This window comes from Ponticaulis koreensis DSM 19734 (genome assembly GCF_000420665.1).
Lineage (GTDB): Bacteria > Pseudomonadota > Alphaproteobacteria > Caulobacterales > Hyphomonadaceae > Ponticaulis > Ponticaulis koreensis.
The window spans coordinates 1314708-1340364 of record NZ_ATVJ01000001.1; the positions used below are offsets into that span (position 1 = coordinate 1314708).

Annotated in this window: 30 protein-coding genes; 14 read left to right on the forward strand and 16 right to left on the reverse strand. The window is 54.1% G+C overall.

Annotated elements, in window-relative coordinates:
• Positions 1-21: 21 nt before the first annotated feature.
• Complete coding sequence (gene ubiG, locus G523_RS0106865) at positions 22-798, forward strand: bifunctional 2-polyprenyl-6-hydroxyphenol methylase/3-demethylubiquinol 3-O-methyltransferase UbiG (RefSeq protein WP_022694299.1); 777 nt, start codon at positions 22-24, stop codon at positions 796-798.
• A gap of 54 nt (positions 799-852) precedes the next feature.
• Here the strand turns inward: ubiG and G523_RS0106870 are convergent, their stop codons facing one another.
• The 5 genes from G523_RS0106870 to G523_RS0106890 form a co-directional block, all read right to left on the reverse strand.
• On the reverse strand, positions 853-1725 hold the full coding sequence (locus tag G523_RS0106870) for a hypothetical protein (protein WP_022694300.1): 873 nt from the start codon (positions 1723-1725) through the stop codon (positions 853-855).
• 92 nt (positions 1726-1817) lie between these two features.
• Positions 1818-2303: a bacterioferritin gene (gene bfr / locus G523_RS0106875; protein ID WP_022694301.1), complete on the reverse strand. Its 486-nt coding sequence runs from the start codon at positions 2301-2303 to the stop codon at positions 1818-1820.
• 101 nt (positions 2304-2404) lie between these two features.
• A complete protein-coding gene (locus G523_RS0106880; RefSeq protein WP_022694302.1) occupies positions 2405-2611 on the reverse strand; it encodes a (2Fe-2S)-binding protein in 207 nt (68 codons plus the stop codon).
• A 66-nt stretch (positions 2612-2677) separates the two neighbouring features.
• Positions 2678-4000 (reverse strand): acetyl-CoA hydrolase/transferase family protein, encoded by a 1323-nt coding sequence (locus G523_RS0106885; protein WP_022694303.1) that lies wholly within the window; start codon positions 3998-4000, stop codon positions 2678-2680.
• Between the two features lie 74 nt (positions 4001-4074).
• A complete protein-coding gene (locus G523_RS0106890) occupies positions 4075-4689 on the reverse strand; it encodes an FMN-dependent NADH-azoreductase (RefSeq protein ID WP_022694304.1) in 615 nt (204 codons plus the stop codon).
• Positions 4690-4804: 115 nt separating this feature from the next.
• Here G523_RS0106890 and G523_RS18390 point away from each other — a divergent pair, with 115 nt between their 5' ends.
• A complete protein-coding gene (locus tag G523_RS18390; protein WP_022694305.1) occupies positions 4805-5437 on the forward strand; it encodes a CGNR zinc finger domain-containing protein in 633 nt (210 codons plus the stop codon).
• On the opposite strand, the gene G523_RS0106900 is transcribed toward G523_RS18390, so the two are convergent.
• From G523_RS0106900 to G523_RS0106910, 3 genes are read right to left on the reverse strand one after another with little or no spacing between them, the layout of a single operon-like run.
• Entirely contained in the window at positions 5428-5658 is a 231-nt protein-coding gene (locus G523_RS0106900; protein WP_022694306.1) for a helix-turn-helix transcriptional regulator, read from the reverse strand. The two genes, G523_RS18390 and G523_RS0106900, sit on opposite strands and share 10 nt — an antisense overlap.
• A gap of 1 nt (position 5659) precedes the next feature.
• A complete protein-coding gene (locus G523_RS0106905; RefSeq protein ID WP_022694307.1) occupies positions 5660-6082 on the reverse strand; it encodes a hypothetical protein in 423 nt (140 codons plus the stop codon).
• A gap of 27 nt (positions 6083-6109) precedes the next feature.
• Positions 6110-6532, reverse strand: coding sequence for a hypothetical protein (locus G523_RS0106910; protein ID WP_022694308.1), 423 nt, complete (start codon positions 6530-6532; stop codon positions 6110-6112).
• A gap of 157 nt (positions 6533-6689) precedes the next feature.
• Here G523_RS0106910 and G523_RS0106920 point away from each other — a divergent pair, with 157 nt between their 5' ends.
• From G523_RS0106920 to G523_RS20875, 4 genes are all read left to right on the forward strand, one after another.
• Complete coding sequence (locus G523_RS0106920) at positions 6690-7661, forward strand: IS1595 family transposase (protein WP_022694310.1); 972 nt, start codon at positions 6690-6692, stop codon at positions 7659-7661.
• A 6-nt stretch (positions 7662-7667) separates the two neighbouring features.
• Positions 7668-8138: a hypothetical protein gene (locus G523_RS0106925; protein WP_022694311.1), complete on the forward strand. Its 471-nt coding sequence runs from the start codon at positions 7668-7670 to the stop codon at positions 8136-8138.
• Positions 8135-8878 (forward strand): hypothetical protein, encoded by a 744-nt coding sequence (locus G523_RS0106930; protein ID WP_022694312.1) that lies wholly within the window; start codon positions 8135-8137, stop codon positions 8876-8878. The genes G523_RS0106925 and G523_RS0106930 overlap by 4 nt, the downstream gene beginning before the upstream one ends.
• Positions 8879-9198: 320 nt before the next feature.
• Complete coding sequence (locus tag G523_RS20875; RefSeq protein WP_155802607.1) at positions 9199-9555, forward strand: hypothetical protein; 357 nt, start codon at positions 9199-9201, stop codon at positions 9553-9555.
• Between the two features lie 284 nt (positions 9556-9839).
• On the opposite strand, the gene G523_RS0106950 is transcribed toward G523_RS20875, so the two are convergent.
• Complete coding sequence (locus tag G523_RS0106950) at positions 9840-11486, reverse strand: hypothetical protein (protein ID WP_022694315.1); 1647 nt, start codon at positions 11484-11486, stop codon at positions 9840-9842.
• Between the two features lie 9 nt (positions 11487-11495).
• A complete protein-coding gene (locus G523_RS0106955; RefSeq protein ID WP_022694316.1) occupies positions 11496-12908 on the reverse strand; it encodes an MBOAT family O-acyltransferase in 1413 nt (470 codons plus the stop codon).
• Between the two features lie 229 nt (positions 12909-13137).
• Here G523_RS0106955 and G523_RS20880 point away from each other — a divergent pair, with 229 nt between their 5' ends.
• A complete protein-coding gene (locus tag G523_RS20880; protein ID WP_022694317.1) occupies positions 13138-13296 on the forward strand; it encodes a hypothetical protein in 159 nt (52 codons plus the stop codon).
• Here the strand turns inward: G523_RS20880 and G523_RS0106965 are convergent.
• Complete coding sequence (locus G523_RS0106965; protein WP_022694318.1) at positions 13274-14278, reverse strand: SRPBCC family protein; 1005 nt, start codon at positions 14276-14278, stop codon at positions 13274-13276. The two genes, G523_RS20880 and G523_RS0106965, sit on opposite strands and share 23 nt — an antisense overlap.
• Positions 14279-14399: 121 nt before the next feature.
• Between G523_RS0106965 and G523_RS0106970 the strand changes: the two genes are divergently transcribed.
• Positions 14400-15230: a class I SAM-dependent methyltransferase gene (locus tag G523_RS0106970; protein ID WP_022694319.1), complete on the forward strand. Its 831-nt coding sequence runs from the start codon at positions 14400-14402 to the stop codon at positions 15228-15230.
• On the opposite strand, the gene G523_RS0106975 is transcribed toward G523_RS0106970, so the two are convergent.
• Positions 15227-16240, reverse strand: a complete 1014-nt coding sequence (locus tag G523_RS0106975; protein ID WP_162141034.1) for an AraC family transcriptional regulator — start codon at positions 16238-16240, stop codon at positions 15227-15229. The two genes, G523_RS0106970 and G523_RS0106975, sit on opposite strands and share 4 nt — an antisense overlap.
• 131 nt (positions 16241-16371) lie before the next feature.
• Between G523_RS0106975 and G523_RS20190 the strand changes: the two genes are divergently transcribed.
• Positions 16372-16806, forward strand: coding sequence for a response regulator (locus tag G523_RS20190; RefSeq protein WP_022694321.1), 435 nt, complete (start codon positions 16372-16374; stop codon positions 16804-16806).
• Between the two features lie 44 nt (positions 16807-16850).
• Here the strand turns inward: G523_RS20190 and G523_RS0106985 are convergent, their stop codons facing one another.
• Positions 16851-18248, reverse strand: coding sequence for a methyl-accepting chemotaxis protein (locus tag G523_RS0106985; protein ID WP_022694322.1), 1398 nt, complete (start codon positions 18246-18248; stop codon positions 16851-16853).
• 272 nt (positions 18249-18520) lie between these two features.
• Between G523_RS0106985 and G523_RS0106990 the strand changes: the two genes are divergently transcribed.
• Together G523_RS0106990 and G523_RS0106995 are read left to right on the forward strand one after the other, a co-directional pair.
• Positions 18521-18916, forward strand: coding sequence for a nuclear transport factor 2 family protein (locus G523_RS0106990; protein WP_022694323.1), 396 nt, complete (start codon positions 18521-18523; stop codon positions 18914-18916).
• A 102-nt stretch (positions 18917-19018) separates the two neighbouring features.
• A complete protein-coding gene (locus tag G523_RS0106995; protein WP_022694324.1) occupies positions 19019-20614 on the forward strand; it encodes a lysine--tRNA ligase in 1596 nt (531 codons plus the stop codon).
• 51 nt (positions 20615-20665) lie between these two features.
• On the opposite strand, the gene G523_RS0107000 is transcribed toward G523_RS0106995, so the two are convergent.
• The 3 genes from G523_RS0107000 to G523_RS0107010 all read right to left on the reverse strand — a co-directional run bounded on the left by G523_RS0107000 (position 20666) and on the right by G523_RS0107010 (position 23137).
• Positions 20666-21553 (reverse strand): SDR family oxidoreductase, encoded by an 888-nt coding sequence (locus G523_RS0107000; RefSeq protein ID WP_022694325.1) that lies wholly within the window; start codon positions 21551-21553, stop codon positions 20666-20668.
• An 8-nt stretch (positions 21554-21561) separates the two neighbouring features.
• A complete protein-coding gene (locus tag G523_RS0107005) occupies positions 21562-22155 on the reverse strand; it encodes a TetR/AcrR family transcriptional regulator (protein WP_022694326.1) in 594 nt (197 codons plus the stop codon).
• A 127-nt stretch (positions 22156-22282) separates the two neighbouring features.
• Positions 22283-23137 carry an NAD(P)-dependent oxidoreductase gene (locus G523_RS0107010; protein ID WP_022694327.1) on the reverse strand — a complete coding sequence of 285 codons (855 nt, stop codon included), beginning with the start codon at positions 23135-23137 and terminating at the stop codon, positions 22283-22285.
• Between the two features lie 254 nt (positions 23138-23391).
• Between G523_RS0107010 and G523_RS0107015 the strand changes: the two genes are divergently transcribed.
• From G523_RS0107015 to G523_RS0107025, 3 genes are read left to right on the forward strand one after another with little or no spacing between them, the layout of a single operon-like run.
• Positions 23392-24657 (forward strand): TadE/TadG family type IV pilus assembly protein, encoded by a 1266-nt coding sequence (locus G523_RS0107015; protein ID WP_022694328.1) that lies wholly within the window; start codon positions 23392-23394, stop codon positions 24655-24657.
• Positions 24658-24662: 5 nt separating this feature from the next.
• Positions 24663-25229, forward strand: coding sequence for a TadE/TadG family type IV pilus assembly protein (locus G523_RS0107020; protein ID WP_022694329.1), 567 nt, complete (start codon positions 24663-24665; stop codon positions 25227-25229).
• Positions 25226-25654 (forward strand): TadE/TadG family type IV pilus assembly protein, encoded by a 429-nt coding sequence (locus tag G523_RS0107025; RefSeq protein WP_022694330.1) that lies wholly within the window; start codon positions 25226-25228, stop codon positions 25652-25654. The genes G523_RS0107020 and G523_RS0107025 overlap by 4 nt, the downstream gene beginning before the upstream one ends.
• Positions 25655-25657 lie beyond the last annotated feature (3 nt).

The window sequence follows — 25657 nt, forward strand, 5'->3', positions numbered from 1 at the left end:
GCGCAAATGCGGAGATTAAAAATGTCGAAGAATTCTTTGAATGAAGCTCCTGAAGGGCTGTCTTCTCCAAGCATTGATCCGGAAGAAGTCTCTAAATTCTCCCGCATAGCTAGTGAATGGTGGGATCCAAAGGGAAATTTTCGCCCGCTTCACAAATTTAATCCGGTTCGCCTCACTTTTTTGCGAGAGACAATTGTTTCCCATTTCGGGCTTGATCCGCGCGCTATTCGTCCGCTCGAAGGCTTGCGCCTTCTGGATATTGGCTGCGGCGGTGGTCTGATCAGCGAGCCGATGGCCCGACTTGGCGCTCAGGTGACGGCGGTGGATGCGTCTGAAAACAACATCAAGACGGCAAGCGTGCATGCAAAATCACAGGGGCTGGAGATTGATTTTCGCGCTGGCACGGCTGAAGCGCTGCTCGCATCGGACGAGCCTCCGTTTGATGTGGTGCTCAATATGGAAGTCATCGAGCATGTCGCCGATCCTGAGACCTATCTGACGGATTGCTGCGGTCTTGTCCGTCCGGGCGGTATGACGGTGGTTGCGACGCTGAATAAAACAGCGAAAGCGCTCGCGCTGGCGGTGGTTGGCGCAGAATACATTCTCGGCTGGCTGCCTCGCGGCACACACGACTACCAGAAATTTTTAAAGCCCGAGCAGATTACAGACTGGCTGGACGCCGCAGGACTTGAGTGCGAACCGGCGCAGGGTGTCAGCTATAATCCGCTGGGTGATAGCTGGTCACTCTCCGGTGATACCGACATCAATTATATGGTCGTCGCGCGTAAACCGGCCTGATCTAAAAAACGCCGGCGCTTAGGCCAGCGTTTCTGTGTTCTGGTGTTCTATCGCTTATGGATAAATCGCTTCCAGTGTCTGCAGGTCGTTTGCATTGCACTGATAGCCAGCTTCCTGAAGCGAGCGGCGCGCGCCGCCCATAAAGCGGCCATGCTCTTCGGCAATGGCGGCTACATCCCAACCGTTCTGCGCCGCAATCTGGATAAACTGTGCAAAGCCTTGCTGCCAGTTCAGGCCGCAATAAGACCGGGCGCCTGATACGATGCCCATAATAGCGACATCATCATTACGCAGCTGGTCAGACAGAAGCGACCAGATGAGCGCTGAGTCGGAGTAGTCCAGAAGCGTGCGGCGGTCACGCGGGGTAGAGGCAGGCGTTGCGGTTGGCGCAGGCGTTTCATCCGACCGGATCTGGTCTTCCATGACAACGAATGTCACGACTTCGTCGTCGTTTGCTGCCGCTTCTGCCAGGCGGGTTTCCAGCTCGTCGGCTTCTGCAAGAAGTGTTTCAGCGCGGGACGTTGTTTCTTCGATTTCGGCGATAACCGCGCGTTTTTCTAGCTGAATGGCGGCAATGCTTGTGTCGATCTGTTCGATTGCGGTTTCAGCCTGTTCCAGTTCGGCTTCGTTGTCCGTACCGGCTGCGGCATCGACAAGCTCTTTACGGGCGTCGGCCATTCCGGCGAGCGCGTCGTTGAGTTCGGCGAGGTCGGCGTTGAGGGCTTCGGCTTCAAGCTGGAGTTCAGCTGCCTGAGCGCGAAGCAGGGCCAGCGTGTCTGCTGCGGGCGTTTCAGCAGTTTCAATGGCGGGTGTGCTTGTTTCTTGCTCGATGACAGGAGGCGTCGCAGGCGTTTCGGTCATGCCCGCAGGAATGGTTTGACATGCTGCTAGCGATAACAGCGCAGAGACAAAAATCAGACGTTTCACACCGAACTCCTCAAAAACTTTAGCCCGCTGCCCTGATATGGGTGTTGCAAATCAGGGCAATCGGGCATTGGGGAGCAAGTTTCGGGCCAGACTTATTCCCCGTCTGTGACGGCCGTTGAATTCAGCTGGATATAGTTCTGAATGCCTGTGCGTTTGATCAGATCGAACTGGGTCTCGATGAAGTCGACATGTTCTTCTTCATTATCGAGGATTTTGCAGAAGAGCTCGCGGGAGACATAGTCGCGAACGCTTTCGCAATGTTCAATCGCATCACGCAGAAGCGGAATAGCGTTGTGTTCTAGTTTCAGATCGCATTCGAGGATTTCCTCGACCGTTTCACCGATCATGAGTTTACCGAGATCCTGAAGGTTTGGCAGGCCGCCAAGGAAGAGGATGCGTTCGATCAGCCAGTCCGCATGATTCATCTCTTCAATAGATTCTTCGTACTCTTTCTTGCCGAGCTTGGTCACGCCCCAGTCATTCAGCATGCGTGAATGCAGGAAATACTGGTTGATTGCCGTCAGCTCGTTCTTGAGAGCCTTGTTGAGAAATTCGATGACCTTTGGGTCGCCCTTCATGATGAGTCTCCTATGCTGGGACTCAGGAATACCACAAGAAAACCCGCCTCGGGAAGGCTTGTCAGATAAAATTTATGAAGAAAATCAATGGGTTGAGAGTGCTAGGCAATTGCATTCGCAACTAGATCATTTTCCATTGCGGTTTCAGCGGTCTTCTCGCGAAGGCGCGCGCACATTTCAGGTTTGCAGCGACCACACTGGAACTTATTGCCATGATGGGCCTGAATCTCTTTTGGAGATTTAGCGCCGTTATCGATGGCATCGTCGACCTTCCGGCCGTTCAGATTATGACAAACGCAAATGATCATGAGTCGCAACTAGCCTCAGTTGCGAATGAATGTCAATCAAAAGAGTCAGCCAGAATGTCGCATTTTTCAGATGATCTGCGCTTTACGGGCTGCCGCCTCCAGGTCAGCTCGGTGATCGGGGTGGGCCAGCGCGATCATGGCGCGTGCACGTTCTTCACCGGAAAGGCCGATCAATTGTGCTATCCCGAATTCGGTAACGACGGTATCGACGTCATTTCGGGGCGTTGTGACGGGGCCTGTCAGCTCCGGAACGATGCGCGACACAGCACCATGCTTTGCCGTGGATGTGCAGGCGATGATCGATTTTCCGCCCTTGGAGGCGCGTGCGCCGCGGACGAAATCGAGCTGGCCGCCAGAGCCTGAATACTGCCGACCGGCAAGGTTTTCCGAGTTGCATGCGCCAAACAGGTCCACTTGCAGTGTCGCATTGATAGAGATCACACCATCATTCTTTGCAATGTGGCGAGGGTCGTTGACGATGTTCACCGGGTGGGAGTTGATCGACGGATTGTCATCCAGCAGATCATACATGCGCTTGTTCCCGAGCGCGAAGGTGAAAACCGTGCGGCCCGGAAACGTGTTCTTGTTTCGGTTGGTGACAGCGCCACAATCGATGAGGTCCACCATCCCGGGCGATAACAGCTCGGTATGAATGCCAAGGTCGGTCCGGCCCTTCAGATGGCCGCACACTTCGTTTGGCAGGGCACCAATACCCATTTGAAGGCAGGCACCATCCGGCACGAGATCAGCTATCATCTCACCAATCTGGCGTTCTTCGGCTGAGGCTTCGCGGGCCGGGGCTTCAAATAATGGCTCATGGTTTTCGATTATGGCATCAATTTCGGAGATATGGATCATAGAGTCCCCGAAAACGCGCGGCATATGCTTGTTTACCTCAACCACTGTATGGCGGGCAGAACGGGCCGCCGTGCTCGCATAGTCATTGTTCGTGCCGAAGGAGAAATAGCCGTGCTTATCCATCGGGGAGACGGTGGTGATGAAGGTGTCGAGCTGCACATGCTGGCTTAAAAGGCGCGGAGCATCTGAAAATGCGACGGGCACAAAGTTCAGAACCTTGCGTCCTTCCTTCTCGCCGCGTTCTGCGAGCGCGCGCTCTGTCGGTCCCATGAACATGCAGTGCGGGTGGACATGGTCCATCATGTCATAGCGCAGCAGAGTTTGCGCTGCGGCGGGCATTGAGTGGAAATACCAGAGGCGAATATCGGTGAGGTTTCCGGCCTCGATCTTCTCATTCAAGGCGGCCAGCAGGGCAGGCGGTTCGCCGAGCGCCATACCCATGGAGATGTTTGAGCCCGACCTTGCAAATCGAACGGCCTCTGCGGGCGCGCAAAGTTTCGCTTTATATTCGGCCTGATAACCAGCTGACATGAGAAGGGCCTCCACTATTCGCGGAGACCCTAGCATGTTTTGCTTTCGATGAACCGGCGGCGCGTAGGCGCAGGTCAGGCTGGCTCAAGCTCGCCGAGAACAGCTTTCAGATCAGCATCGGGATCTGCTGTCAGGAGCGAGGGCTGGAAGCGTAGAATGCTTGCCTCCTGAATGCCGACAAGGCCAAGCCACCAGCGCATATATTCGCCATGGAAATCCTTGCCGTATTTCTCGTCAGCGCCCGGCGCGAATACGCCCGATGTCAGAACCAGCGTCGCTTTCTTGCCGTCTAGCAGGCCGAAATAGCCTTTGATCGGATCAAAGCCGAAGAGCAGGCCCGGCTGGGTGATGATGTCCAGGAATTGTTTCAGCTTGTAGGGCACGCCCCCATTCCACATTGGTACTGAGAAAACGAACAGATCGTAGGATTTGAACTTCTCGGTCAGCGCAACAACCTGATCCCAGGCGGTCTGGCGCGTGTCATCCATTTCACCGACGCCGAAAAAGGTCATTTTGGCAGCGGCCTTGTCGCCGTCGAATTCGGGCATATCAAGCGACCACAGGTTCAGCGTGTCAACTTCAAGCGTCGGGACGGCGCGCTTGCGGTTCTCAATGTAAGCTTCGGCGATCTGAACGGATTTTGAAGCGTCTTCGCGAGGCGAGCTGATAATGTGCAATAGTTTTGGCATGTCTTTTCTCCGTGTGACCATTATATTTGGTTTTTGACGGTTATCAGACTGGAGTAACTGTTAAAATATCAAAATGCCGGTTACACATCAATGTGTATCCGCGTGAGATGTCGCGATGATGGAGACTAAAATGCCGCCTATGCCGGCCTTTTATATTGCAGAGCACACCGCGCTCGACCTTTTGAACTCAGTCTGCGCGCCAGCGGGCACCGATATTGACTGGCTGGAGGACGGAACGGCGCTGATAAGCTGGATGGTGGGCGCAGCTATGGTCGAACCTCAGGTCGGCGAAGAGATCCTCTCTTCTATTCCACCGGATGATCTTGATGGCGCTGCTGAGCACGCTCGCATGCTGCGCGAGGATTTCAGGCGTGTGACTGGCCTTCTGGAAAGCTCTGAGGACGTGACCGTTTCATCTGATGATCTGGCATTCCTGAACCGCTGGCTTGAAGTGCCTTTGGCCGGGCGTCCGTTTATTCCACGGGACGGAAGCGGGTTCGCGCGTGCACCGCTATGTGTGCCGCAAACGGGTGATCAGCTTGTCCGGCTCCTGGCCGACCGAATTGCAGACTATCTCTCTGAAACTGATCTCGCGCAGCTGCGCCAATGCGAAGGGCCAACTTGCACGCTCTATTTCCGTGATATCACGAAGAACCGGTCTCGGCGCTGGTGCTCTATGGCCGTATGCGGAAACCGGGCCAAGGCGGCCCGGTTTCGAAAACAGAAGTCACAATCCGCTCAGGACTGATCGGCGGCCTCATCCCAGCCGAATACGTCCTCCAGACCGACGCCGAACTCTCGTGAGATACGAAATGCGCTTTCAAGCGACGGGGAATAGCGGCCCTGTTCGATAGCGATAACCGTCTGACGGGTGACGCCGATGGCCTTGGCGAGAGCAGACTGGCTCATATTGTCATGCGCCTCGCGGAGCTCCTTGACCCGATTTGTGATGGGTGGTCGTTTGGCCATGTCACACGCCCCGTCGATAGAAGAGGATTGTCAGTACGTATTCGGCAATTTGAGAGGCGATCAGGCTGCCCACAATGATGTGGAAGAGGAGGTTGCCGTCCTGTTGCCAGACATAGTGCCAGAGGCCTGCAAAACATCCGAAGCCGAGAACATAGCCAGCGATATTGCCAGACCGGCGCAGTACCTGCTTGTCGCGTTCGTCTTCGCTACCGTCCGATCCTTCCGGGTCTGAGATACCGATAAGCGTGTGGGTGATGATCGCGCCAATGATGAGGGCAATGGTGGCAATCGATGCAAGCCCAAGAAGTGGGGGTGCGGTTTCTCCAAGTTCGATGGATACGTTCCAGATCGTCTTGAGATACCAGCCACCGATAAGGGTGAGGAGTACGCCCATCGCCCAGGCGGATTTTTCGTGAAAAGTCATAGGTTTAGTCCTGTTAGGGGAGAAGGGTTAGGCGGGCTGGCGCAGATACCACCAGAGCGATGGCAGGCGGATGAGTTCTCCGACAACGAAGACGCCAATCACAGCATGGGCGAGTGCCATCGGGTCTGTCAGACCGTCAAAAGCTTCCATGAAGATGATCGCGAGGCCGCCGGAATAAACGTACAGCATGTTGCGCATGGCCTTGAACTGAACACGGGATTCCCGCTCGTCCACAGTCGGCATTTCTGTCCTGTCCGTGATGCTGGTGACGATCGAAATTATGATGATCATCACGATCATGAGCGCGACCGAAACGCCTACCCGCCAGAACAGCTCCATACCTGTCTCGGGCACGCTCCACCAGAAGCCGAAATAGGCGCCTATATGCAGAGCACCTGCGAGTATCGCGAACAGTGATGCGGCTACATCTACGCGAAAAAAGATTGTCATTGTGAGTTACCTTTTGTGTCAAAAATATCTGACACATATATGGTACAATATTTTTTACATGTCAAAGAAATTAGACACAAAGATGTAAAAAATTTTGGGCATTATATATTTGACAAACCCAAAGTTTGAGGGTAATTTCAGGACATAGGAGAAACCCATGTCCATTCTGTCCAAGGCATATTTTCACGATGAAGCGGAAGCATTCCGTCATGTAGAAGCTGTGCTCTGGCCACGGGGTGCGGTTTGTCCGCACTGCAAGAGCAACGCTCGCCATTATCGTCTGGAAGGTGTCAAAACTAAGCCAAGCAAGAAGCACCCAGAAGGCAAAGTCCGTCACGGCCTATGGAAGTGCAAAGAATGCCGCAAGCAATTCACTGTTCGCGTCGGCACTATCTTTGAGGAAAGCCACCTCGAACTGCACAAATGGCTACAGGCGATTTACCTGATGGTGTCCAGCAAGAAGGGTGTGTCTGCGCATCAGATCCACCGCACTCTGGAAATCACCTATAAAACTGCATGGTTCCTTTGCCACCGTATCCGTGAAGCGATGCGTGAAGGTTCTTTTGACATTTTCGGTTCTGGCGGCGGTGGCGTCGAAGTAGACGAAACCTTTATCGGTACAGAGCCGGGCGCGCCAAAGAAGCGCGCCTATGGCCACAAGATGAAAGTCCTGACGCTTGTTGATCGAGATACCAAACGCGCTCGTTCTTTCATTATCGATCAGGTCAACCGCGACGAGATTTGCCCTATTATCAACAGCAACCTCTCTAAAGAGGCTCAACTTCTTACCGATACAGCCCGTCACTATCGAGGCATTGATCAACACGTAGAGGTCGCTGACCATGGAATGGTGAACCACTCCAAGGGTGAGTATGTGAACTTCCAGAACCCAGTGGTGCACACACAAACGGTTGAGAGCTATTTCAGCGTGTTCAAGCGCGGTATGCGCGGCGTCTACCAGCACTGCGCCAAGAAGCACCTTCACCGCTATATGGCCGAATTCGACTTCCGGTATAACAACCGTGTCGGCAATGGCGTGAATGATTTTGAGCGCGCAATGATTGCGTTGAGTGGTGTTAAGGGTAAAAGGCTGACATATAGGGGGCCTAACGCACACGTAGCGGGATAATTCAACTTGACGCTGTCAGCAGAAGATCTTTTGGGAATTTTGAATGCCGAAAAGCAAATGCATTCTAAGTTAAGATTCCGCGAAAAGGATCATCCCGATTACGAAGAAGCTGTTTGTCCTGTGCTTTGCCCGGAATTTCCTGAAGCCAACATACAATTTGTGACCCATTATCACATCTCGCGGATTCCAAGGAAGTATAGTTTCGTGTTACTGGTTCAGCAGAAACGGTGTCTCGCTTTGGACGTTGGGCCGGGCCGTGCTCACTACAATATTCGGACAGGGCAAGTGGTTACACACACACACTGGCAAAGGCTCCCAGATATAACGAATGCGGAGCCTGACAGTCGAGAGTTAACGCACTGGCAATGGTACAAGGAGTTTATGGAGGTGGCAAAGATTGACTACAAAGACCAATATGCCGCCCCAAAATTTGACAATGTCGTCGAACAATCAGACCTGTGGAACTACGACAAATGAGCGTTTTGATTTCACAAATTGAGCGCGAGACTAGAAGCCTAATTGGCAGCTTCTCGAGCAATCTTGGTTACGAGATTAGGTTGCCGTTAATTTATTCGAACGGCGAAATGGTTTCAGTTGTTGTCGATGAGCGTGATGATTGTTGCCTGGTTCATGATGCTGGCTTTGCTGCTATGATACTTTCAGCAAGCGGACAAACGATGACGCAGCGTATCGAAGATCGTGTAAAAGCTTATGCTTCTACTATGGAGTGTCATTTTGAGCGTGGTCGAGTATGGCGCAAGGTATCCAAAGACCAAGCAACGGCGGCGGTGCTTTCAGTTGGGAGTGTTTGCAGGTACATTGCAGATCAAGCGTCTCCTGACACCAAAAAGCGTGCTGAATTTGAAGTCCGCGTAAATAGCGTGTTGCAAAAAATGCTTGGTGAAGACCGTATATCTTGGCACCAAAAAGTTACGGGAAAATCTGGTGGAACTTACGATGTCACCGCTGCAATAATCGAATTAAATACAAAGCAACCGAAGGCGCTTATAGAAGCAATCGGCAGTGCGCGAGCGGTTCCGCATCGGTTTCGCCATTTATATGAAATAAAATCAAGCCAGCGGTATCGAAATGTGGACTTGATTTCAGTTTATGATGATCAAGAAGCGTTTGAATCTAGTGACATTGTATTGCTGCAGGACGTTAGTAATGCTGTTCCTTATTCCAACTTTGAGCGTCGAGTAAAACAATATGCCTGAACCATCCCAACTCGACAAATTCAAAGCCCTTGCTGAAGAGGCCGAATGCGACACGAATGAAAAAAAATTCGACAGGTCGCTAAAGCAGGTCGCCAAAAGCGAACCCCAGAAGAAATCGGAAACAACCGAGGAACATAAGCAGAATATCTAGCTAGACTCATAGCTGAGAATTCAGTCACAATAAAAAAGCCTGCGCTGATTCGAGGTCAGGCAGGCTTAATTTTGAAAACCCAACCTCCCAGAAGGATTTTCGTAAATGACTGAATCATACATCACACGATCCGGCCACAACCGTCAATTCCTTCGTCAGAAAAAGGAAGATGATCGTGCAGCTAAACTGGATCAAAAATACGTTTAACGAGTGGCTGGACCCGAGGAATACAAATTGGGACAGCATAAGCGGATATGGCGTCTATGTAGTCTGGTCTCCCGGCACATTGCTTGGTGGCCCAACCTACTTAAAGGTTGGACAGGGTGACATCAAAGGCAGGATGCAGGCGCACATGCGGGATTTCCGTATTACCCGATACCCCCAGCTGCGCTTTACGTTTGCGTTTGTTCATCCCTCACGCGTTGATGGAGTGGAAAAATATTTGGGAGGTGTCCTCCGTCCGCTTGTTGCAGAACGTTTTCCTGACACTTTTCCGGTCGCAGTGAATTTGCCGCGCATTGCTTAGCGTGCTCTGATAGCTCTTTAGCAGCCTCTCGCAGCTGCATAAGGCGATAATACACAAACGGCGGCTCCGCTCCTGAGCGGAGCCGTTCCTCTGCCCAGTCGATTGCGGCCTCCAAGTGCTGATCAATCGTCATCGTTATCTCCATTTAGAAATACGCATTTTCAGGGGAATTCGTTCCCGTTGAGTAAAAAACCGTTTGGTTTGTCAAATATATAATGCCCAAAATTTTATACACCCCTGAATTCAGGGGTGTTTTGGCATGCGGTCACTGTAGCGAATTCGGTTTAACGGCGGGAAACGCGCTGAATTTCGTCGACGCGGATGCCAAGCTGACGACGATCCTGGGTCAGGCCCAGATCCGCGCCTGATGGCTGCTCGCTGGATTGAAACTCAATCGTCATCCGGCTTCCGCACTCTGCGTCATACTCGATCTCAAGAATCTGCGGCTCAAGGGATGAATTCAGCCGGTCTGTGATGTCGGCGTCTTCCTGTCCGCAGACCAGAATCCTTGCCCAACGCTCGTCAGACACTTCCGGACCGAACAGTCGGACACGCATCTGGATCGAATTGCCTTCGCCGAAGAGAGAGCGTGGAATGTCGATAAAGGCAGGGCGACCGCCTTTGCTCCAGCGCAGCTCCGTATTTTGGCCAGGTGGTAGCCAGCCGCGTGCATCAAACTCGGAGAATGACACCGGGCCAAATGATACGTCAGCAACGCGGGCGCCGGCATTTTCGTCAGGCTCAAGGCTGATCGCCTCAAGCATGGCATCTGCGAACAGACGTACCCGATTATAATATCCTGGTTCATGCATAACGAACAAAATCTGATCGAAACTGCCATCCATCAGATAGCGGAACATGCGGATCAGTGTCTGTCTGTTCATACCATTCGTGTTGATCTGAACGGTCTCTGCATAATGGCTGGCAACGTCTGGCGCGATCCGTGCGCCGAACGAGTTTGCGATGATGGCAACACGGCGTGGGTCGGCGGCATTTGCATTGAAGAAAGCTGAAATCTGGTTGCCGCGCAGACGGGCACCCTGTTGGACTTCACGATCGAGAATGTTGGACCGGTCTGCGGCAGACGCATAGTCTGGTCTCTGGAAGTTGACGCGGCGTGCAAATCCCAGCGCTGGTTCCATGTCGGCATTGCCTTCACGGATTGTGAATTCCGGCTCGCGGAATGGTTCAAGAGAGCTCAGATAGATCAGGCTTTGCGCCGCGCGTGATGCAGCCATGCCATCAGCGTGGAAGTTTTCCAGCGGATAGAAGTGGTCAACATCGCGTTCGGCCATGAAGTCTGCCAACGGATAGGTCAGCGTATCGGGGAAGGAATCCGCAATGCGCACGGCAGGCGACTCGTTTTCCGCTGTATAGACGCATTGGGCGCGAATTTCAGAAGGGATGGAGCGCGGCAAACGGTCTGCATAAAGCACGGGCTTGCTTGGTACGATCACGCCGAATGTAGAGAGGCCTTCCAGTTCAGCGACGCGGTTGATCTCGGCCCAGCCATTGGTGAGTGACTGAGTCATCTGATCCCAATACTGTTCAGCAGGGCAGCTGCCCGTTACCGACACATAGTCGATATTAGCCGCGTCAGTCGCGATAGGCAGAACCAGATCACCTTCGCGCGCCACGTTGGCAGCAGGCGAGTCGCCGAGTCCATAATATTTGAATTTGCGGTAGTTCACAGAGGCATCCACGCTGAACAGGGCACGGTCTGAAAGCCAAGCGCGTCCCTCGGCAAAGAAACGGGAAGGTTCAGAGACGAGTGTAGACCATTCAGGCGCTTCATTCAGCGCGCGGTTCTGGCGGCGTGCGAGGTCTTCCTCATCCTGAAACAGGCCAAGCAGGGGAATCGCAAACAGCACGCCCAGAGCCAGAATGGCTGCGAGAGAGAGAGGTTCGAAACGGACGCGTTCAATCTTCATGTCTGTCTCCTAGAACCGGAAGTAAATGAACGGGCTGTACGTGCCAGCGAGGATTTTGACGCTGGATACAATGATCAGAATCGCAGCGAGCGCGACACCCAGACCATATTTCCACATCGGATTGCGCTTCATCCATGCGCCATAGGCAGGCGGTGCAATGAAGCCACGGCTCGCCCACAGTACAACCGGTGTCGACAATACAAAGCTCATGGCCAGAACGATCAGGGTTTCATTGTCGAGAAACTCCCAGACGCTGGCACCGCCTTCGCTAAAGGCAAAATGCCGGGCAAGCATTTGCAGGCCGTGTGTCAGGTCCTCGGCGCGGAAGAAAATCCAGCCGATATACGCAATGATCAGCGTGTAAGCGACGCGCAGGCCGATCCACATTTTTTCCAGCACTTTCGAGAAGCCGAAACGCTCGATGATAATAAAGAAGCCGTGCCACAGACCCCATACAATGAAGTTCCACGACGCGCCGTGCCAGACACCGGTCAGCAGGAAAATCAGGAACAGGTTGCGGTAAGTCTTGCTCGGTCCGAGCCGGTTTCCGCCAAGCGGGATGTAACAGTAATCGCGGAACCATGTGGAGAGCGACAAGTGCCAGCGTCGCCAGAACTCTGTGATGCTCTGGGAAATGTAAGGGAAGTTGAAGTTGCGGGGAAACTTGAAGCCGAGAATCAGACCAAGACCGATCGCCATGGCTGAATAGCCCGAGAAATCAAAAAAGATCTGGAAGGAATAAGTGAGGCCGCCCAGAAAGGCTGTGGAGGCCTGCAGCTCGTCCGGCGCGCGTCCGTAAATCGCATCGGCAACTTTCGCCATGGTGTCGGCCAGAATGACTTTTTCAGCGAGCCCGACTGCGAAAAACAGAAGGCCATAATAAACGTGTTTCAGGCGGATGACACGGCGGCGCAGATCGTTTGCGACGGTCGAAAAACGTACAATCGGGCCGGCAATCAGCTGCGGGAACATGGCGATGTAAGCCGCCAACCGGAAGGGTGACATCTCTTTGCGTGCATTCCCGCGATAGACGTCGATCAGATAGGACATACCCTGGAAGGTGAAGAAGGAAATACCGATTGGCAGGTGCACATCGGTCGTCCAGTCATTCGCTGGCAGCTGGAAGACATCCTGCGCCAGAAAGCCGATATATTTGTAATAGACCAGCATGGCGACATTGAGCGTCAGACCAATGGCAAGGGCAGGGCCGCGCCCTTTAACGCCCGGCGCAACGAATAGCCCGCTTACATAGTTGATCGCGATGCTGGCGAGCATGACGGCGAGAAAATAGCCTTCGCCAACAAAGTAAAACAGCAGGCTGAAAGCGAGCAGGGTGATGTTCCGCAAAGCCGGTAAGGCGATGTAAAATATCAGAAAAACTGGCAGAAAGAGAAACAGAAACTCTACTGATGAAAATACCATCTAAGCCGCCCCCTACACACAGCTATCCGGTCGGTCCGGCGCGGATTGTCCATCCCCAAACAGAGATCTGCTGCCATTAACCGACGCAAGAACGAGTAGTATAATCGTTATTGGGTGGCAAGCGGCATGGAAGGCGAGAATGAGAACGCCCAACGCCTGCGCTAAAATAGGGCGCAGTATGCAGGTCTGTCGCATTGACCATTAGAACTGTGAGGCGCCTAGTGCTGCCATGTCCTCAACCATGATCACTATTCTGGCGATTGCTATTGGCCTGACCGTGCTGACGGTTGTTGGCCATGTCGTCATCATGATGGTGTTCCGGCGTCTTATCCGCCAATCTGAGGCGAAGACAGCCGAGCTCGCCGCTAAGCCAGACGACCCTCAATGATCTCCAGAATATTGGCCTGAATGCCGCCGAGGAAAATCTCGCCCCAGATTGCGGCATAGGTGTTCACTGGCGTTTGCGCTTCATAGTCTGTGTAGAGGGTGAGGCGCGTGCGGCCATCGGAAAGCGGCTCCAGCCGGTAACCGCCCTCCTGAATACGAAGATGGCGCCCTTCCGGTGAGATATGCTGGTCGGTGTAGCGGCTGATGGAGTCGTTCGGGAAGACAAACTCCCAGCTCAGCGCCTTGTTTTCCTGCCAGTCGGTGATGTGTTCTTCAAAGGTGATGTTTTCGCCCCATTGTGCGTGGCGCACAGAGCCCACGCCGTCACCTGCGACGACAGCCGAGCGCGGACGCGGGATTTGCGCAATGCTCTGCGCAAAGGTGAAGCGGCCTTCGTTTTCCTGAATATCCTGCAGGGAGAGAAGCAGTGGCCAGATTTCGTCAGCGCTCGCCTCCAGAACGACGCTGCGCTCCACGGTGTAGGGCGTGATCGATTGCGGCACAGACGTATCCATCACCAGAAGGATTGCCGGGATCGTCGCGATAAGCCCCATGTCAAACGTCGCAGATACATCGCCAAGACGGCGGTGTTTTCTCTGCATGCGTTTGGTGGTCATCGCGCCAAGCAGCGCCATCGGCGTCCAGATTACCCCCGCCATGAGCAGACAGATCACACCCTCCTGAAAGAGGAGTCCGCCAAGCACCAGAACAGACGCCATGAAGATCAGAACGGCAAGATAGCTTTTTTCCTGAGTGCGTTTCGCGTTCGGGTCGATCAGGAACGCAGCCAGCGCACCGATAATGTAGGGCATACCGAGAAGTACAAAGAGAGAGATGGGCAGGACACCGTCTTCATCGACACCAAGTACACGCGAGAGAAGGAAAAGCCCGATCGCGGCAAGCAACAGGATTGCAAAAATACCGAGCAACCTGCTCAGAACTTTCCACCAGACATGGCCCGGCTTTTCTCTGTCAGCACTCATAGCGTTCCCCTCCGCTTTGCGCTCAATGTGACACAGCTTCGGCGATAAGTGGAAGCGGCATAAAGTCTTGCCCGTGCTGGCGCGAGGCAGATAAGCTCCGGCCAAAACGGGAGGATGAGCCATGTCAGAAGAAACCAATCCGCAAAGCGCGTTCTGGAATGGCCAGTCCGGCCTCACATGGGTTGAGGGCCAGCCGTTTCTGGATGAGGCGTTTTCAGGCTGCGTGCCGGTTCTGACCTCGGCAGTGGAAGCGCGCGGTGCAAAGCGTGTGCTGGATATTGGCTGCGGCACGGGTGCGGTCAGCCTCGCTCTGGCGGAGATGCCGGGCATGCAAGTCACCGGCGTTGATATCTCCGAGCCTATGCTCTCACGGGCAAAGGAACGCGCAACGGAAGACGGTAAGACTGCCAGCTTTATCCGCGCCGATGCGCAGGATTATCCGTTTGAGGCTGGCAGTTTCGATCACATCGTATCGCGCTTCGGGGTGATGTTCTTTGAAGATCCTGTGGCCGCTTTCACCAACATTCATCGCGCGAGCGCGAAGAGTGCTTCGATGACGCTGCTCGCCTGGCGCAGCCCGAAGGACAACCCTTTCATGCGTGCGCCGAAACAGGCCGCAGATCCGTGGCTGCCGGAAGATGCCTTCCCGCCACCGGGCCGGACGGGCCAGTTCGGCTGGGCAGACGCCGACTATGTGCGCGATATGCTTGCCGAGGCGGGCTGGCAGAATGTTACTGTCACACCGCTCGACACAAACTGTGCATTTCCCGAGGCCGCGCTCTCATTCTGGATGGAACGGATGGGGCCTGTCGGGCGAATCGTGTCCGAACTGGAGGCAGAGCCGCGCAAGGCGGCTATGCAGGCTATGGGTAAGGCGATGGCGAAGTATGTTTCCGGCGGAATGGTCCGGTTCAAAGCTGCCATCTGGAAGGTTGAGGCTGAGAAAGCCTAGCGACGGTTGTCACCGCCCAGCTGTTTACGAAACTCTCTGGGCGACAGTCCGAACCAGTCTCTCGTTTTCCGTGAGAAGGTCGAGGTCTCCGAATATCCTAACATGAAGGCAACATCTGTAATTGTCAGATCCGGTTGTGCGAGTAGTGTCTCCGCGCGGTTTCGCTTGATGCCGTCTTTTAGTGCTTCGAAAGACGTGCCTTCTTCCCGTAGCCGTCTTTGAAGCGTACGCGGATGTGTGGATAAAGAGTGCGCGATTCTCTCGCTCGTGCATTGGTTGCCCGCAAGAAAACTGCGTATCAGCATTGAGACCTGCTCGGTCAGGTTCGCGCCGGTAGGGGGAGCGAGGGTCATTAGATGGGTTTCTGCGATCTGCATAATATGCGCATCATTGCCGGGTTTCCGGCGGCCGAGCTGTTCAGATGTCAGCACAAATCCGCCCGTTTCAAATTCGAAATCTGGTGTCAGTCCAAATAGCGCTTCATACACATGCGGAGCAGAATACCTCGGCGTATAAAACGACACCTGACTGACAGTAAAACCCGGCCCGACCAGAGCGGAGATCAGGTGATAAGCGCCGCTCACAAGCCGCTCGCTCAATTGCACGAATTGCGCATGGTCCGGATTGGATAAGGTTAGCCTGAGGCGTTCATTTCTGTCATCAATCCGGATAAGTTCGGCCTGAATACCCGGATTGTGGATGTGAATGTATCGCGTGGCGAGTTGAATACCTTCTCGCACTGTCGGCGCGTTCAGAACTGCCAAAGCGAGTGCGCCGACATTCTGGGAAGTGTGCAGACCTGAAAGAAGCCCAAAATCCGGCCTGCCCGTTTCTTCAGCCGCAATTTCCAGCGTGTCGATAAGTGATTTCAGAGGCAGGTAGGCATTCGGATTGTCTAGGTCACGCATCGAAAGCCCTGCGACTCTCAATACCTCGGTGGGCTGGCCTCCCAAGTCTGATATGAGCTCGGGCAGGCTTTTCCATGCGCCAGCTCTGACAAGTTCCCTCACGAATCCGCTACCTAACGTTTATCGGCATAGTTTGTCGTAATTTATCAAGTAATGGTCGCTTGAGAGCAAGAAAAACTTCGAATTATAGCTTATGAGGCGAGCCTTAACTCCTCAAACTCAGGTCACTTTAAATGTGTGTGCCAGTCAGCCCGCCAACCGGGGCGCGTCATCTTTTGCGCGTGCTAATTGTAGACGACAGCAAGTATTGTCGGCTTACGCTTCATGCCATGCTGGAAGCGTGGGGCATTGAGTGCATCACTGCCTCTGACGGGGAAGAGGGATTCTTAAAGGTGCTGAAGCATCAGCCCGACCTGATTATAACAGATTTACAAATGCCTGTTTGCGATGGCTTTGGACTGATCGAAAAACTGACAGACATTAATGACCGACGCATACCGCCGGTCATCGTTCTTTCAAGTAATCTCAGTCATTTCGAAGCTGATAAAATCGAGCTACTGAAGCGCGCACGCTTCAGTCTTCTCAAACCGGTTAACATGGCGTGCCTGCTAGGCTGCATCCAGCAGGCAGTGCCAGAGCTTTTGAACGTCCCTAGAAACCAGGCTTAGAGCGCTAAAGCGTCCGCAAAAGATGCTTCACGCTCGGGACGCATTTATGCGCGTGTTTCAAGCTTGGAGATTAGTTCGTCGAGACGCTGGATCACGTCTTCCGAGGCCCGCTCCATCTCAAGATAGGCCTGTTGAGCGCCGGACTTGTCACCACGATTGTATAGCTCTGCTGCGCGGCGGCCGCTTGCATGAACCGCGCGGTGCGGTGCTTCAATCGCCTTGAAGGATGGAAGGCTCGAAATCTCGTTTCCGATTTCGTCATCCCACCATTTGCCAAGGCGGCAGGAATGATGGTCAGCCAGTTCGTGTTCGCTGAGTTCGGACAGGCCGGAGAGGAGCGCGGCGAGGCGCTTCTTCCAGATCATATGATCGGATTTGGCGCGATAGAGCACGTAATTAGCGACTTTACGTTTTTCCAGTTCGTCGAACTGCGCCGTGATCTGGTTTTCAGATTCAGACGCGACTTTCGTTGTCGCCTCCAACTTGCTTTGCGCGCTCTGGCTTTGTTGAGCGACCTGATCGACGCCGCGGGCGAGCTCTGCGGTGGCTGCCTTCTGATCATTAATAACATTGGCCAGGGCAGAAACCGCGTCGGCATTGTTCAGAATGCTTTGCGTCGTGTTCTGGACGCGCTGGTTTGCAGAGTTCGTAATCTCTTCAGCGTCGCGCGCAGAGGTTTGCGCGCTGGTCACTGCGCCAACGATCATTTCAATCGCGCTTTCCAGATTATGGATGCGCTCAGCGATCTGTTCAGTGGTTTTGGCCGTCTGGTCGGAAAGAGATTTTACTTCCGAGGCAACAACCGCAAAGCCGCGACCGGCATCGCCTGCGCGGGCGGCCTCGATCGTTGCGTTCAGCGCGAGCAGATTGGTCTGACCCGCAATATCCTCGATTGTTTTGGACATGCCGCGGATCTGCGTCGCCGCGTTTTCCAGCTCCTGCATATTGCCGACAATGTGCTCGAGGCTCGCAGTGGTGTTGCGGACAGACGCGGTGGCCTGATCAACTTCTTCGGCAGACAAGCGCGTCTCGTCAGCAGATGACTGAAGGCCCTGGTCGATAGATTGCGCTGAGATGGATATTTGCGAAATTGAGGAGTCGAGCTCCTGAATGGCACCCGCCATCAGCTGGCTGTGCTGGCGAACATCGGAAATATCAGAGAAGGCATTTGCCAGACCAGCCTGAACCTTGCTGGCTGTCATGGATGCGTTGACCGCGCCGCGAAGGGCTGTGTTATCGGACGCTTTCAGGCGCGTGCAAAGCTTCTCCAGAATAGTGCGTTCGCGGGCTGAGATGCCAACCATGTCGGCGACATTATGGTGGATGAAATTCTCAAGACATTCGACGAGTTCGCTGGACGTGACCGTCTCTTTCGGACTCTGTTCATTCAGCTGGATTGTGGTGTCAGCTTTTGGTTTTCTTGCAAGTAGAGTGCTTATCATTCTTGGTTTTCCTACCCCTCCAAAGAGGCGGTCAGTACTGGTCAGGAAAGGTTAATAAAGCTGGATTTCAATCATTTTTATTTTATCGATCAGCGTGATTTAGTGCTCTGAGTAGAAACAATTTTTCTTTAGGTCAGCCTGTTTTTTACATTGTATCAAGACAGGTTAATGCTGGTGGGGTGGATGTTAAGACAGGTTCACTATGATGGCTGAAGTGTTGTGTTTCAGAGCGTTCTGGGGTTCGTTCCTGCAAACAGGGAGGACATAAGCTCATGTCAGAAGCATCCAGAACACTCGTGCAGTCATTCTATGGACATTTGAAAGACGGGAACCCGCCAGCAGCTTTCGCATTGTTGGCGGATGATATCGAATGGAACGAGGCGGAAGGAAATCCGCTTGCGGACCGAAATCCATATATTGGCGCAGCAGCCATTGCTGAAGGTGTGTTCGCTAGGCTGCGCGAGATTTTCGATGGATTTGCGTCCAAGCCAGAGGAGTTCATTGCTGATGGTAACCGCGTGGTCGTGATCTGTCGCTATTTTGGTACACATAAGGCGACAGGCGAGCCACTGAACTGTCAGGCCGTGCACTCATGGACGGTGGATGGCGACAAGATCGTCAGGTTCCAGCAATATGCGGATACAGAGCAGCTCAGCCGACTGAGCTGATGCGTTCATCTTATCGTGCCGATACACTGTAAAACCTTGACCCAAAGCCCCATCAGGCCTAACTCCCGCGCTTGGTTTAATCACTAAAGGCAAACCCATAAAATGACCGACATTTCCACTCTCGCAGCGAATGCTAAAGCCTGGCCTTTCGAGCTGGCGCAGAAGCTTAAACAGCGCGTCGAGCAGATGGAAAAACAGGGCAAACCGCTCACGCGTCCGGTCACGTTCGAGACGGGCTATGGCCCGTCCGGTCTGCCACATATCGGCACGTTTGGTGAAGTCGTCCGCACGACGATGGTGCGCGTCGCGTTTGAAACGCTGACTGAGGGCAAAATCCCGACGCGCCTCATCTGTGTGTCAGACGATATGGATGGCATGCGCAAAGTGCCGCCAACAGTTCCAAACCCTGAGAGTCTTGAAGCGTATCTGCAAAAGCCGCTGACAGATGTGCCAGACCCGTTTGGCACGCATGACAGCTACGGTGCGCACATGAATGCGCGCCTGCGGGCCTTCCTCGACAGTTTTGGCTTCGAGTATGAGTTCGCGTCCGCAACCGAGCTCTACAAGAACGGTACTTATGACCCGATGCTTCTGCGCGCTGCGGAAAAGTATCAGGACATTATGGATGTGATGCTGCCGACCCTCGGTGAGGAGCGCCGCGCTACTTATTCGCCATTCCTGCCAATCTCTCCGACCACGGGCCGCGTGCTTTACGTGCCGATGAAGAATGTTGATGCGGCCAAAGGCGAGATCACATTCGAGGATGAAGACGGTTCAGACGTCACCATCTCCGTCACGGGTGGCAATGCAAAGCTTCAATGGAAGCCGGACTTCGGCATGCGCTGGGCGGCGCTTAGCGTCGATTTTGAGATGTTCGGCAAGGACCACCAGGCGAATGCGCCGATCTATTCCAAGATCTGCCGCATCCTCGGTGAGCGCCCGCCAGAACAATATGTCTATGAGCTCTTCCTCGACGAAAAAGGCGAGAAAATCTCCAAGTCGAAAGGCAATGGCATTTCGGTCGAGCAATGGCTGAAATATGCCCCGCAGGAGAGCCTTGCGCTCTTTATGTGGCAGAAGCCGCGCGCGGCAAAGAAACTCTATTTCGATGTGATCCCGAAGGCGGTGGACGAGTATCTCACCTTCGTTGAGAAGTATCATGCTGAAGAGCCTGCCAAGCAGCTTGAAAACCCTGTCTGGCACATTCACGGTGGTAAGCCGCCTCAGCTGAACGTGCCGGTGAGCTTTGCGCTTCTCCTGAACCTTGTGTCGGCTGCGAATGCGAACTCTAAAGAGCTGATCTGGGGCTTCATTACCAAGTATGCGCCGGACGCGACGCCGGAGAATGCGCCATTCCTCGACCATCTGGTCGGCTATGCGCTCGCTTACTATGAGGACTTCGTGAAGCCTGCGAAGGTTTATCGTGCGCCTACCGATCAGGAACGTGCGGCTTTGGCAGAGCTGGTCTCGCTCCTGCGCAACTATGATGGTCCGGTGACGGGTGAAGACCTGCAAACGCTGACCTTCACGGCGGGTAAGTCTCAGAACTTTGAAAATCTGCGCGACTGGTTCAAGGCAATTTACGAGGTCTGCCTTGGTCAGTCTCAGGGGCCGCGCTTTGGTGGCTTCATCGCGATCTATGGGGTCGACGCGACTGCCGACCTGATCGAAGACGCGCTCAAGGGCGAGTTTTTATAGGATAAGTAAAAGCCATCCCGCGAGGGATGGCTTTTTTTCTGGCACCGATGCCTACGCCGGTGCGTAGACCGTTTTCAGCTCGTCGATCAGACCGTTCTGGAACGGCGCGACGGCCTGATTAATGCCGTCGACACCCATATCCTCACCAACCACGGTGCGCACAGGGCGCGGGCCATCCTGCTCGATCAGACGCTGAATGGCGTCCGCAACGTTCTGCGCATCGTTGATGTCGGCATTCTGGTCGAAGGCAGACTGGAACATGCCAAGCATGCGGTCGCCGCCTTCTGACATCGTGCCATAGGCTGTCGCCCTGTCGGTATCGTTCGGGGCAGGTGAGGTCGCGACAAGGTCAGTACGGTGCGCGCTTGGCTGTACGATCACCGCCTCAACGCCGGAGCCTTCCAGCTCGATGTTCAGCGTTTCCACATAGCTTTCCATCGCCCATTTGCTGGAGCAATAAATGCCGAAGAATGGCAGCGACAGACGCCCGGCCGCTGAGCTGAGATTGATGATGATGCCGGAACCGTTCTGGCGCATGGCTGGCAGAACCGCGCGGGCGGTGCGGGCAACGCCATACACATTCACTTCGAACAGATCCTTGATCTGCGTCATGGTGAAAGCTTCGGTAATGCCGACCGGCATAACGCCCGCATTGTTCACCAGCGCATCCAGCTGACCATAAGAGAGGGCAATTGCCACGGCGCGCTCGACGCTCTCATCGCTTGCAACATCAAGGTCGAGAATTGTGAGCTTGCTGCGATTGGTATTCGCCAGTTCTTGCAGCTCTGATGCGGCCTTCTGATTGCGGGTTTCGGGCGCACGCATGCCTGCAAACACATGATAGCCTTTGGTGAGAAGAGACTTGGCCGTCAGAAGGCCAATGCCGCGGCTGGCGCCGGTGATAAGTACAGTTTTCGGGGAGGAGACCTGGGAAGTCATGGGGGGAGTTAGTCCTTCAACATGGTTTTCTTGAAGAGGGTTAGTGGGGCTTCGGTACGCTCTGCTTTCATGCGTGTGAGCGCACCGCTCCAACCGTTCAGAAGGGCGTCTGCGGCTTCTGTCGACGTGAGCCGGGTAAGGCCGAGTTCGCTAAGAACGTCCGGCGTCAGGCAGGTTTCGATCTCGGCAGACAGCTCTTTCCAGTATCGGGAAAGCGCAGCCTGAAAGGCATCATTCTGGCTGCCGAGTTCGTTCGAAAGATTGCACATCAGGCAGCCTTCCGAAAAATTCATGGATTCGAAGATGAGATGCGCTTCGCTGAAGAACTCGCGCAACCGGTCGAGTTCTGGCGCATCCGCGCGGCTGAGAATCGAGCGGGCAAACCGCATCTGATTCTGGTGATAGACATCCGCCACGGCGAGGCCGAACGCCTCTTTGGAGCGAAAGTAGTGATAGAATGATCCTTTTGGCAGACCGCTCGTTTCGAGAATCTCGCCAATACCCGTCGCATCAAAGCCGTTCCGGCGAAACAGGATCAGGCCCGTCTCGATGAGCCGGTCATAGGATGCGGTGTAGGTTTTATCGTTTCGTGTGCGTGCCATGAATAAAAAATAGACCAGTCGTTTATTTATTGGAAGTGGGGAAGCCGTCACGTTTGGTTCACGGCTTCGTGTGGGATGGGAATGGAAAGAAAACCCCGTCAGCAGAGCGGGCGGGGTAAGCCGGAAATCAGTAAAGCTTCTCGGCAGCGCTCATATTGAGGTCGCCATCACCGGCCTCCAGCGCTTTTGTAAAAACGTCCCGCGCAGAACTGGTTACGGGCAAGGCGTCTTCGGCGCCAGCTTCCTTCACCGCATAGCCGAGATCTTTCTCGATCAGCTCGACAGGAAAGAGCGGGCTGTGCGCGCCCCGTGCCATAAGGCCGGAGACGATTTTCATTTGTGGTGAGCAGACAATTGTAGAGCCGAACACTTCTGCCGCGCGGGCTTTAGAAATACCGCCTTTCTCTGTGGCGGCCAGAAGCTCGGCGAGGGCGGTCACCTGAACGCCCATCATGGAATTGATCATCAGCTTCATTGCAGCGCCTGTTCCGACCGGTCCCATCAGATGCTGTGCGCCGCCCATGTCAGCGAGAACAGTTCGCGCTTTTGCGAAAACATTTTCTTCGCCACCAACGACGTGAATGAGCTGTCTGCCTTCTGCCTGCGGGCGGGAGCCGAGCACTGGCGCATCCAGGAATGCCAAGGACTTTTCAGCGAATGTCGCGCCCAGCGCCTTAACCCATTCAATGGTTAGTGTTGAGCTATCAATGGCAATGGCATCCGCCTTCATGCCGTGAATGGCGCCGTTTCTATCGTCCAGCCAGACCGCTTTTGAAGCCTCGTCATCGCGCACACAGGAAATGATGATGTCTGCCGATTTCGCGGCGTCTTTTGGCGTTAGCGCGGGCTTTGCGCCCAGTGAAATAAGCGGATCAGCGGTCGTTGGCGTCCGGTTCCAGACCGTCAGCTCATGGCCTGCTTTAATAAGGTTTTCTGCCATTCGTGCGCCCATAGCGCCGAGGCCCAGATAAGTGATTTTCATATCGCGAATGCGTTCCTGTGGGGATGGTACTGCTTAAGACGGATATAGCGTCATGAGATGACATCATCCAACAGCGGCTTTCGGGGCAGACTGGATGTCTCTGCCGCGAATTTATGTTTAACGCGGGTTTATATCGAAGATTAAAATTCATGGTTCTCCGAAAGTAATGATTTAAATCCGCGCTGCCAAAATGCTCGTTCAACCGAGAACAGATAAGCGGTGTGGACAAAAAAGTGGGCAGACCAGAGGCCAGAATGATAACAGGCGCAGTGCGTCTGCGTGAGCTCCGGGCGGATAACGCCGGGAACTCTGCGATTGTTTTTGCGCTTCTTCTTCCCATGATTGTCGGCGGGCTCGCTCTCGCGACCGATTTCGGCATGTGGCGCATGAGCGGTCAGCGCCTCCAGCTGGCAGCAGATGCTGCCGCCGTTGCCGCAGCACATGAAACCTATCTCACCGATGATGTTGGCGCGCTACAGTTTGCGGCGATGGGCATGCTCCATGAGAATGGCCTTGATATCGCGGATGCGACCATCACAATCAACACACCCGTCGCTTCCGGAAATCATGCTGGCAAAGAGGGCGTGCAGGTAAGCGTCACGCAGCGACAGAGCCACTTCTTCTCATCTCTCTTTATGGGCGGTGATGTTGATCTGACACGTGAGGCAACTGCGCTGATCATCGAGCCGATCGAGCCGCTATGCATTCTTGCGCTGGACCCGATCCAGCCAGCCGCGCTGAATATTACTGGTACAGCAGACGTCGGTATTCCGGACTGTGCAGTGCAATCGAACTCTATCGACCCGAACGGGCTCGATCTGAACGGCTCCAGTACGCTGACGTCTTCGTGTGCCTATGTGTCTGGCGGCGTTTACGGTGAGGCAAATATCACGCTCAATAGCTGCCCTGCGGTGAAAACCGGCTGGCGTCGCGCGTCTGATCCTTATGACGATGTGGACGCTCCAACAGGTATAGATCTGATGCCGTGTCAGACACCGGGCCATGGTGCGCGTCGGTCCATGACGATGGCATCTGGCCGGTATTGCGCGGACATCAGAACGAACGGTGAAATATATCTGGAAGCAGGTGGCACCTTCATCATTGATGGCGTGTCTGTGACTCTGCGGTCCAGCAATGCGGGTCTGTTTGGCGAGAACGTAACACTCATCTTTGTGAATGGCGGTACGATTGATCTGCCAAATGGCGGTCTTGTGGACCTGACCGCAAAAACAAGCGGAGAATATTCCGGTCTGATCATGTTTGCAGACCGTGAAACGCAGCCGACAACGCTGGATGTGAACCTGATCGGGCAAGCAAACAGCCGTCTGGAAGGCGCGCTCTATTTTCCAAATCAGACAGTCAACTATGTCGGAGGCTCGAGCAGCGATAGCGGGTGTACTCACCTCGTTGCGCGCCAGGTCAATCTGACAGGCAATTCAAGTTTTACCAACGCCCAGTGTTCGGCGTTGGGTGTGCGTGAAATTCTGGGTCGCTCCGGTGTATTGTTATCGGCTAGTTAGTTACGATGTGGACAAGCCTTAAGGCTTTCTTCAAGGATCGTAGCGGGATATCGGCAACCGAGTTTGCACTGATATCTCCGATCGCCATCGCTATTGCGATGTCTGCGATATCGTATTCCTTCAAACTGCTCGACCGCCAGCGTCTTGATGCGGCGGTGACAGCATCCGCATACTATCTTGCCGACAAGGTTCTGGATGGTGACATGAGTGGTTTCCAGCCGACCCGTGAAATGGTCGATGGCACTTATGAATTTACACCGGGCCAGTTCGTGCAGACGGCGCGCTTTGTCCTCTCGGACGCTTATCGGTCCAGCGCGACGCTCACGATTACAGAACTCGATGTTTTTTGCGGATGTCCGCAGAATTACTCCGGAGGAGATGTTCAGACGGATCAGCCTTTCTTTACCCGCTTCACGGCTGAAGCGGCGGATGAGGCGCCCCTCTGTTCGATGACTTGTCCTGACCGGAGCAGGGCGCGTGTACTCGCAGAAATCGATGTCACGTCTACTTCCAATGATTTTCTGGGGCAGGAATATACCCTGGAAAAACAGATCGTCATGAGATTGAGATGAGTGCCTCAGCTTATGGTCTTCTGAAGACCCAAATATTCCGCTTCACAAAGGACAGGCGCGGTGTCTCCGCGGTGGAGTTTGCGTTTGTCTTTCCGGTTATCGTCGGCTTTGTGCTGAGCGTGTTCTATATTGGTGTGGGCTTTTTTGGCCTGCAGCAGGCGCAGAATACGACCGAGCGTGTCGCGCGGATCGCCTATACAATGGACAATCCGACGGCACACGACATTCAGGCTCTTATAGCCAGCAATTTGGGGACAACATTGGCGGGAACCTTCACGCCAACTGTCCAGCTCATTGAGAAGTACGGTGAGACGTATGCCGATATCAGTATCGACTACGCTTACCAGCCCACCATCCCTCTTCTTCCGGAGGTTAGCTATGTTTTCACGGCGTCTTCGGAAGTTCTGATCCGTGACATACCCTAGTAT

Bases quoted from the DNA above. Each gene is read 5' to 3' on its own strand.
- ubiG (WP_022694299.1), top strand. From the start codon at position 22: ATGTCGAAGAATTCTTTGAATGAAGCTCCTGAAGGGCTGTCTTCTCCA.
- bfr (WP_022694301.1), bottom strand. From the start codon at position 2,303: ATGAAGGGCGACCCAAAGGTCATCGAATTTCTCAACAAGGCTCTCAAG.
- G523_RS0106880 (WP_022694302.1), bottom strand. From the start codon at position 2,611: ATGATCATTTGCGTTTGTCATAATCTGAACGGCCGGAAGGTCGACGAT.
- G523_RS0106885 (WP_022694303.1), bottom strand. From the start codon at position 4,000: ATGTCAGCTGGTTATCAGGCCGAATATAAAGCGAAACTTTGCGCGCCC.
- G523_RS0106890 (WP_022694304.1), bottom strand. From the start codon at position 4,689: ATGCCAAAACTATTGCACATTATCAGCTCGCCTCGCGAAGACGCTTCA.
- G523_RS18390 (WP_022694305.1), top strand. From the start codon at position 4,805: ATGATGGAGACTAAAATGCCGCCTATGCCGGCCTTTTATATTGCAGAG.
- G523_RS0106900 (WP_022694306.1), bottom strand. From the start codon at position 5,658: ATGGCCAAACGACCACCCATCACAAATCGGGTCAAGGAGCTCCGCGAG.
- G523_RS0106905 (WP_022694307.1), bottom strand. From the start codon at position 6,082: ATGACTTTTCACGAAAAATCCGCCTGGGCGATGGGCGTACTCCTCACC.
- G523_RS0106910 (WP_022694308.1), bottom strand. From the start codon at position 6,532: ATGACAATCTTTTTTCGCGTAGATGTAGCCGCATCACTGTTCGCGATA.
- G523_RS0106920 (WP_022694310.1), top strand. From the start codon at position 6,690: ATGTCCATTCTGTCCAAGGCATATTTTCACGATGAAGCGGAAGCATTC.
- G523_RS0106930 (WP_022694312.1), top strand. From the start codon at position 8,135: ATGAGCGTTTTGATTTCACAAATTGAGCGCGAGACTAGAAGCCTAATT.
- G523_RS20875 (WP_155802607.1), top strand. From the start codon at position 9,199: ATGATCGTGCAGCTAAACTGGATCAAAAATACGTTTAACGAGTGGCTG.
- G523_RS0106950 (WP_022694315.1), bottom strand. From the start codon at position 11,486: ATGAAGATTGAACGCGTCCGTTTCGAACCTCTCTCTCTCGCAGCCATT.
- G523_RS0106955 (WP_022694316.1), bottom strand. From the start codon at position 12,908: ATGGTATTTTCATCAGTAGAGTTTCTGTTTCTCTTTCTGCCAGTTTTT.
- G523_RS20880 (WP_022694317.1), top strand. From the start codon at position 13,138: ATGTCCTCAACCATGATCACTATTCTGGCGATTGCTATTGGCCTGACC.
- G523_RS0106965 (WP_022694318.1), bottom strand. From the start codon at position 14,278: ATGAGTGCTGACAGAGAAAAGCCGGGCCATGTCTGGTGGAAAGTTCTG.
- G523_RS0106970 (WP_022694319.1), top strand. From the start codon at position 14,400: ATGTCAGAAGAAACCAATCCGCAAAGCGCGTTCTGGAATGGCCAGTCC.
- G523_RS20190 (WP_022694321.1), top strand. From the start codon at position 16,372: ATGTGTGTGCCAGTCAGCCCGCCAACCGGGGCGCGTCATCTTTTGCGC.
- G523_RS0106985 (WP_022694322.1), bottom strand. From the start codon at position 18,248: ATGATAAGCACTCTACTTGCAAGAAAACCAAAAGCTGACACCACAATC.
- G523_RS0106990 (WP_022694323.1), top strand. From the start codon at position 18,521: ATGTCAGAAGCATCCAGAACACTCGTGCAGTCATTCTATGGACATTTG.
- G523_RS0106995 (WP_022694324.1), top strand. From the start codon at position 19,019: ATGACCGACATTTCCACTCTCGCAGCGAATGCTAAAGCCTGGCCTTTC.
- G523_RS0107000 (WP_022694325.1), bottom strand. From the start codon at position 21,553: ATGACTTCCCAGGTCTCCTCCCCGAAAACTGTACTTATCACCGGCGCC.
- G523_RS0107005 (WP_022694326.1), bottom strand. From the start codon at position 22,155: ATGGCACGCACACGAAACGATAAAACCTACACCGCATCCTATGACCGG.
- G523_RS0107010 (WP_022694327.1), bottom strand. From the start codon at position 23,137: ATGAAAATCACTTATCTGGGCCTCGGCGCTATGGGCGCACGAATGGCA.
- G523_RS0107015 (WP_022694328.1), top strand. From the start codon at position 23,392: ATGATAACAGGCGCAGTGCGTCTGCGTGAGCTCCGGGCGGATAACGCC.
- G523_RS0107020 (WP_022694329.1), top strand. From the start codon at position 24,663: ATGTGGACAAGCCTTAAGGCTTTCTTCAAGGATCGTAGCGGGATATCG.
- G523_RS0107025 (WP_022694330.1), top strand. From the start codon at position 25,226: ATGAGTGCCTCAGCTTATGGTCTTCTGAAGACCCAAATATTCCGCTTC.